Genomic DNA, 7,868 nt, shown 5'->3' on the forward strand with positions numbered 1-7,868 from the left:
TTTGATATTTTAAGGATAAAGATTTTAAAATCATTGGTTCGTCGTCTACAATTAATACGGACGGCATATTACTCCCAAGTGCTCAAAAATAAAGAACTTTAATCAGCATAAATTCTTAGTATTTATCGGAATTAAATTGAAAATTTAAAGGCTAATGTTGGAAAAAAAAATAAAGAAAATTAAAATACTTACGAAACAATAGGATAGAGCTGCTTGAGAGGTAGAAAAAATTTAAATGTTTGAGTTACAAGATTTAAGTATAATAATTCCTTATACTAATAAGCTAGTGTCATTAGATATAGCTGTATTTGTATTTTGTGGAATTTTAATTTCAATTTTATTATATTCATTAGCTTTATTTTTTTATCTAAAAAATAAATTTTATTTTTTTTCATTTATTTATATACTATCAATTTTATTATTTATAATTACTATTACGGGAGTAGGTGATAAATATTTATGGCTTGAAATAGAATTTTTTAAAAAATTAAGTTTTTCTCTCTCTCCTTCTATTTTTATAATTTGTTCTATTTTATTTTTGAATAAAAAAATAAATACAAAAAACAATAGCAAAAATATGATTCCTATTTTTTACTATTTTATGGCATTTCCAATTTTTGTTATTTTATTAGCTCTTTATAATTATAATTATTCAATTTATTTAGCACCGTTTTTATTAATCACTTATTTTTTTATTATTTTAATTGGATGTATTTATTCTTTAATTTTTAAACTAAAAAGATTAAATTTTTATTTAATACCTAAGTTATTGTCTATGATTTTTAGTTGTTTTTATATTTATCATCTTTTTTATTATAGTAAAATAAGTATAATATCTGGATTTATAATGCTATTTTCTTTTTTAATAGAAATTTCTATTATTACATTCTTAGGAAATAAAAAATTTGAAAAAATATTATTAGATAAAGCTAAAATAAAAAAAGACTCTGTACTTTTGGAGTAAAAATTTAAAGAATTGCTTGAAGTCACATTCGATTGTTTTTGGCAAACAAATCAATCTGGTGAAATTGTATTTATTTCAAATAATATTTATGATAAACTTGGTTATAGAAAAAATGAAATTAAACTTATAAAATTAGATGATCTTTTTGCAAAAAATGCCCCCAATGAATTAAAAATACAATTTAGAGCAATAATGAATAAAAAAAATTCCTATAAAAATATTGAAGTTGTTTCTGCTACTAAATCGGGAGAATTCAAATGGTTTAAAGTTAGCGGAATTGTAAGATTTAATGAGAATAATGAATTTTCAGGATATATTGGTGCTTTAATTGATGAAACTTATGATCGACATAAACAATATGAACTCTATGTTAATAATAATACAAAAAGTTTAGCAAGAATTGCAGGAGCAATTGCTCATGAAATTAATAATCCATTAACATATATTTTATTATGTATTGATTCGTTTTTAAATCATCAAAATTCATTTGAAAAAGAAAATTTTGAAAAATCAATGAATAAAATACTTGAGATGAAAAAAAAGACTTTGAAGATTTCAAAAATTGTATCGAAGTTACAAGGACTATCGCTACAAGGAGTAGAGTTAATTAAGGTTGATTGTAAGCTTTCTGAAATTATTGATATGGCCATAAAATTTTGTCAGTACGAGTTAAAATCTTTAAATATCCCTTATTCAATTGAGCTTGAAAAGAATGAAAAGTTTGTAAACGTAAAAAAAGAGGAAATATATAAAGCACTAGTAAATTTAATTCATAATTCTATAGAAGCGACAGACAACGTAGAAAATCCTTGGATAAGGATTTCTCTAAGAAATGAAGATGACAATTACATTACACTTTCTATAATGGATAATGGAGAGGGGATTCCTCTAGATAAGAGGGCTAGCATATTTGAGCCATTTTATACTACGAAAGATTTTAAAAAAACCGGACTCGGATTAACTCAATCATATCAATTTGTTGAAAGGAACCATGGGGTCTTAAGTTTAGATCTTCAATCCGAATTTACTAAATTTTCAATGAAATTTAAGACAATTGAAAAATAATTCGTTTGTTAATTTAAAAAAATAATTGACAGTAATATTTTGATCAATTACAATTGCCCTGTTACAGATTAAATTAACACTAAAAAAAGGTGTGTTGCAATGAAAACAGGTATTTTTATTATTAAGAAAGTATATGAAACACCATGTTGTGTTTCTATTTCAATTTTTTCTTCTATTCATACCTCCTCTAATAATTGCAATTCCAATAATATCAATCCAAATAATAATAATAATAATTAATTCAATATAAAAAATTTCATAATTAAAATTTATTTACAGATATTTAAATAAACACGTTCTAGACATATGTTTACTTATTTTTTCTGTACTTATGTACCAACAACAAATCATAATTTGAGGTGTTTTATGTCTATTTGCGTATTATCTTGTGAATCACAAGTTGTTTCGGCTAGTGAGTTAAAAAAAGTTGAAAAACAAATTCATTTTGTGAAAACTTTTTTTCCTCAAAAACTTTCAGAGTCATTATCTTTATTAAAAGTTTCTGCTCCGCTATTTGTAGAAAAAGGAACAGGTATAAATGATGATTTAAATGGGATTGAGTATCCTGTATCTTTTAAAATTCCAGAATATAGTGATTTAAAAACAATAGAAGTTGTCCAGTCATTAGCAAAATGGAAAAGAATGATGCTTAAAATTTATGATATTCCTGTTGGAGAAGGTTTATATGCTGATATGAGAGCCATTCGTCCTTGTGATAAAATTGATGCCACGCATTCTGCTTATGTAGATCAATGGGATTGGGAAATTACTATTCATAAAGATCAAAGAGAATTATCGTTTTTAAAAGAAACAGTCGAAAAAATATATAAATCTATTAAAGAAACTGAAATGGAACTTTCAGAAAAATTTTCTGATTTTAAACCTATTTTACCAGAAAAAATTAAATTTATTCATTCCGAAGAACTTTTAGAACTTTATCCCCAATTAAGTCCTTATGATCGAGAAAGAGAAATTTGTAAAAAGCATGGAGCTGTTTTTTTAATTGGCATTGGTGGGAAACTTAAAAATGGGCAACCGCATGATGGTAGAGCTCCCGATTATGATGACTGGACAACAGAAACATCAGAAAAATATAAGGGACTAAATGGTGATATTTTAGTTTGGCATCCTAAATTAGAGTCCTCTTTTGAATTGTCTTCTATGGGAATTCGTGTAGACAGGGAAGCATTATTAAAACAACTCTCTTTAACGGGGCAAAAATCAAGATTGCAATTTTTATTTCATTCCATGCTGGAAAAAGGAGAGTTGCCTTTATCTCTTGGTGGTGGAATAGGTCAATCCAGACTTGTTATGTTCTTATTGAATAAGGGTCATATTTCACAAGTACAAGCTTCTGTTTTTTAAATGTATTGCCACAAATAATATCTTTTTGAGTAAAATAACCTGAAAAGATATTTTTTTAAAAAAATATCTTGTAAAATTAAAGATATAATTATTATATATAGATTAACTTCTAATCGTATTAGATGTTAATCTATTTTTTTTGTATTTCTGGTTCATTTTATAAATATAAATGTCAGTTGATTGTAAGAAGTAAAAAAAAAATCTAAAAAGCAACAACATTATAAAAGTGGTTACTTTATAATGTCTTGCTAAATAAGAGAAGATCATGAATAATATTCAATTAAAGAGACAGCTTTTAAAAAGTAGGGATTCCTTAGAAGGATTTACGCTTAAAAATAAGTCAATATTTTTTAAGGCCGATGACGAAACTACTATTAATTTATCTTTTGAAGAATCTATGAGTGGATCTGGAATTCCAAATGATTCCTCTTCAAATCAAATATTAAGATGGAGTTCTAAAGAGTTTGATCTTCTATTCAATTCACAAAAGCTAGATTTAAATGTCTATATTTCAATTCAAGAAAATGAATCCCCGATTAGTTCGGCGTTATATCAAAAATTAAAAAAGTTTAATTACATAAGTGATAACTACGAAAATGAATTTGATGCCCCCTGCCTTTATCTGTTAGGACCATTTTTATCTTGGAAAAGCCAATTTAATGTAACAAATGCCCCTGTATTTAAAATACCAATTTATTTAAAAAGAAATAAAGAAAATAAATTTTATATAAAATTTCAAAACAAAACTTTCTTGTTAAACGAAATATTAGTTTATTATTTAGAGCATTTTTTTAATATTAATTTAGAAAAAGAGAAAGAATTTTCTTCAGCAAATTATGCACTTCATTACCTTGTTGAGAATTTAACCAATCATAATATTGATGTTCAGTTTTTAAAGTATAAATATGACATTAATAGTCAAGAAGATAATAATTTAAATCAATTTTTAATTTATGATTTTATGTTTATAGATTTTATGGAGAATGATAACTTAACATTATATAAAGATTATAATAATATAATTAAGAATTTAGACAATAATAATTTAGTTTCAAAATTATTTTCAATTAAAGTTAAAGATGATCTTGATATTTTAAATTATGAAATTCAAAAAGAAAAATTTAGCTTATTTCCATATAAATTTGATTCCTATACCCAAAATTTATTACAGCTAATTGGTAATAATGAGTCTGCAATAGCATCTTTTCCAACTGGTGTTGAAAAGTATAATTCAATATTAAATATAATGATAAAATATTCTATAACAAACAAAAGTGTTTTGTTTGTTTCTGAAAATAATAAAATATTTGAATATATTAAATCAGAATTAGAGTCTAAAGGAATATTGAATAAAATTGCTAAACTACCTAAGTTTTTAAATAGCAATAAATCTGAGATTTATGATCAAATATTTGAGTTTAAAAACTTTGAAAATCTTGATTTTAATGAAAATGATTTTAGAAATAATTTACATAAAATAAATCAAGTAAGGTTTGATATAAATGAATATATTAAAATACTGCAGGAAAAGCATTTAAAAAGTGGTTTAACTAATTTAGAGATCATACATAAAACCTTTTTAGCAAATAAAGAATTATATGATTCAAATATTTACCAAAAATTTGGCTTTATTGAATGGGAAAAATTATCTAATATTTTAGAAGAGATAAATGGAATACAGTATTTTTATATAAGATTAAATAATAATTTAGATAGCCCTTGGAGATATAAATTAGAAGTCACTTTGAAAAATAAATTATTATTTGATGAATTAATCAATATAAAAAATAATATTCATAATTTAAAAGGCAAAAAAAACTACTTACAATATAAAATAAACCAACATGTAATTCAAAATCAGTTGGAAGAAAATTTAAATCAATACTCAATGTTTATGAGCAGAAATTCAGGTAAATTAGATATTTCATATGACTATAAAAATTTATGGGAAAATCAAATTCTTTTCATAAATGATTTAAAATCTATCTCTATCACTATGCAAAGAATTTTAATTGATATGGAAGAATTTAAATCGGGTTATCATTCTATTAAAGAAGGTACTACTCCTAAATTAATTAAAGACTTAGAAGAATATATTAAAAGTGAAAATAAATTTTCAAAATATTTTACTAAAAAATATTGGGTAAATAGATCTTTAATTAAAAAAGTATGCCAAAAGTGGGATGGAACTACGAAACAATTTGAACATTATTTAAAGTATTTAAATTGTTTCGAAGAGTTAATGCATATCGTATCAAAAATAAGGTGCAATATTTATTTGGAAAGTAATAATCATGAATATATTATTGATTATATTTATAAAATTCAAGTGGATATTGAAAACATTTATGATCTATTTCAAGATGCAAAACAAACATTGACTGAAAAGCATTATCAAGAAGCAATCCAGTCATTCTATAGTTATAAAAATATAATTCAATTGATCAAAGAAATTTCTGAAACCATCAATCAAATTGAAGAATGCGATCAAAATATAAATAAAGAATGGAACAAATTATCTCATTATATCCAGCTTGATAAAATACAATTAAATTCAACTGAAAAGAAGATAAGTTTTATAAATGTAATGATTGATAGAATTGATGACATTGACTTTATGCACCAGTATAATAAAATTGTTTGCAATTTACAAGATAAATATAATTTAGTGAATTTAGATATCGATATCATTGAATCATTATCACACCATAAATCTAAATGGAAAGATATTGTTTATTCTTCTGTAATTTTAGGTTGGTTTAGTGATCTTTTGTCTTATAATCCTGCAATTAAAAATTATGGTCGAGAAACCATTCGCTCTTTATTCTCTGATCTCAATGAAATTGATGAATATGTGAAATTTAATTTAAATGAATATTTTAATTATAAAACCACTGAAAATTTTAAAAATGTTAAAGACCATAAACTATATCATAATTTAATTACAAAATTGACAGATGAATCTTCTTCTAAGCTATTACCAGATGAAGTTCAATTATTTTTAAAAATGAAATCTTGTTGGTTATTAAACCCAAAGGATGTTAGCCGTTTTCTTCCTTTAGTAAGTGAAATGTTTGATCTGTTAATTATAGATGATGACTCTAAGTTAAATTTAGATCGAGTGATTCCTTCAATCTATAGGTCTAAAAAATTATTAATGATAAAAAATAATGATAATAATTTAGGTTCATTAATATTAAATGACTATAATAAAGATCTAAACTATCAAAGTAAAGATCTAAAATATTATATAGAAAAAAAATCTTCTTCTACTACTTTTAAAAATGCTACAGGTGAATTTAATGAGTCTTTGCTTTCGTTTGCAAATTATGCATTTTATTTAGGGGAGTTAAAAATTATCCCATCTCCTTATAAATTTCTATCAAGTAGTGAGATTGAATTTTATGATTTAAATACAATACATAATATTTCACTTAAAAATGAGAGTTTTTATGAGTCTGATTTTGTTTTAGAGACTCTCTTAAAAGAAATAAATATATTTCCGATAAAATCATACGCAATCATTACCACAAGCATAGAGCAGTCTTTGTTTTACAAAGAAATTTTAAATATGAAGTTAAAACAAAATCAAAAATGGAATTTGCTTGTTTCACGACTTTATGGAAATGATAGTTTTGATTTAGAAACAAAAATTGTAATAAAAGATATAAAAAGTATAGGAAATGAAAAATTTGATACGGTTATATTTTCAACTGGTTCTGTTTTTTCTCAAAATAAAATTGATTACTCTGAAACCCTAAAAATATATCGTGATAATAATTCAAATATACTAATAAATAACTTAATTTCTTCTGTTAAAAATAAGTTGATAGTTATAAATACCATTCCTTTGTATTTAATGGAAACAAATGATAAATCCTTTACAGAAAATTATAATATGTGCATTTTAGGGCGATTTTTAAAGTTTACAAAATCGCTATCAGAAAAAAATTATGAAAAAGCATTAAATATTATAAAATCTTTTAAACCAAAAAATGGGTTAGAAAATTATAAACCAAGCGAGTTTTCACAATTTGTAAAAACAAAATTAATGGATTTAGGATATAAAGTTTTAGAAATGTTTGGTCATAATAATATCTATCTCGATTTAGTTGTTCTTCATCCTTTTCACGAAAATTATTTTGTATTGGGTATTGAATGTGATGAGTGTATTTTGCACTCTTCACAACATTTTGGTGATAAAATTGATATAAGGGATAAAAAGCTTATAGAAAATGGATGGAATATTGAAAAAATATATTCCATAGATTGGCTAAAAAATCCTGAAGAAGAGTTGCTTCGTTTGAATTTACTAATCAAAAATTTAATACAAATTAAAATGGATATAGATGAAACAATGATCCTCCCCTAAGAAAGTAGACACCCAGATCCGAAAAAAACTTATAGGAAAGAGGTGTTGAAATGGTGTTAACCAAAAGAAGGTATACAAGCGAATTCAAGCAAGGGGCGATTG

Annotated in this window: 5 protein-coding genes; all 5 read left to right on the plus strand. The window is 24.0% G+C overall.

Annotated elements, in window-relative coordinates; translation table 11 throughout:
• Window positions 1-235: 235 nt before the first annotated feature.
• The 5 genes from ACIQ56_RS11995 (at window position 236) to ACIQ56_RS12015 (ending at window position 7,766) form a co-directional block, all read left to right on the plus strand.
• Window positions 236-964 carry a 7TM-DISM domain-containing protein gene (locus ACIQ56_RS11995; RefSeq protein WP_397601297.1) on the plus strand — a complete coding sequence of 243 codons (729 nt, stop codon included), beginning with the start codon at window positions 236-238 and terminating at the stop codon, window positions 962-964.
• Between the two features lie 12 nt (window positions 965-976).
• The gene (locus ACIQ56_RS12000; protein WP_397601298.1) at window positions 977-2,029 is read left to right on the plus strand and encodes an ATP-binding protein; all 1,053 of its coding nucleotides are present in this window, start codon (window positions 977-979) and stop codon (window positions 2,027-2,029) included.
• Window positions 2,030-2,128: 99 nt separating this feature from the next.
• Window positions 2,129-2,269 carry a hypothetical protein gene (locus ACIQ56_RS12005; protein ID WP_397601299.1) on the plus strand — a complete coding sequence of 47 codons (141 nt, stop codon included), beginning with the start codon at window positions 2,129-2,131 and terminating at the stop codon, window positions 2,267-2,269.
• 126 nt (window positions 2,270-2,395) lie between these two features.
• Entirely contained in the window at window positions 2,396-3,394 is a 999-nt protein-coding gene (gene asnA / locus ACIQ56_RS12010; protein ID WP_397601300.1) for an aspartate--ammonia ligase, read from the plus strand.
• 265 nt (window positions 3,395-3,659) lie between these two features.
• On the plus strand, window positions 3,660-7,766 hold the full coding sequence (locus tag ACIQ56_RS12015; protein WP_397601301.1) for a hypothetical protein: 4,107 nt from the start codon (window positions 3,660-3,662) through the stop codon (window positions 7,764-7,766).
• The last annotated feature ends 102 nt before the right edge of the window (window positions 7,767-7,868 follow it).

It is taken from the genome of Silvanigrella sp. (genome assembly GCF_044369315.1).
In the GTDB taxonomy this organism is placed as follows: Bacteria; Bdellovibrionota_B; Oligoflexia; order Silvanigrellales; family Silvanigrellaceae; genus Silvanigrella.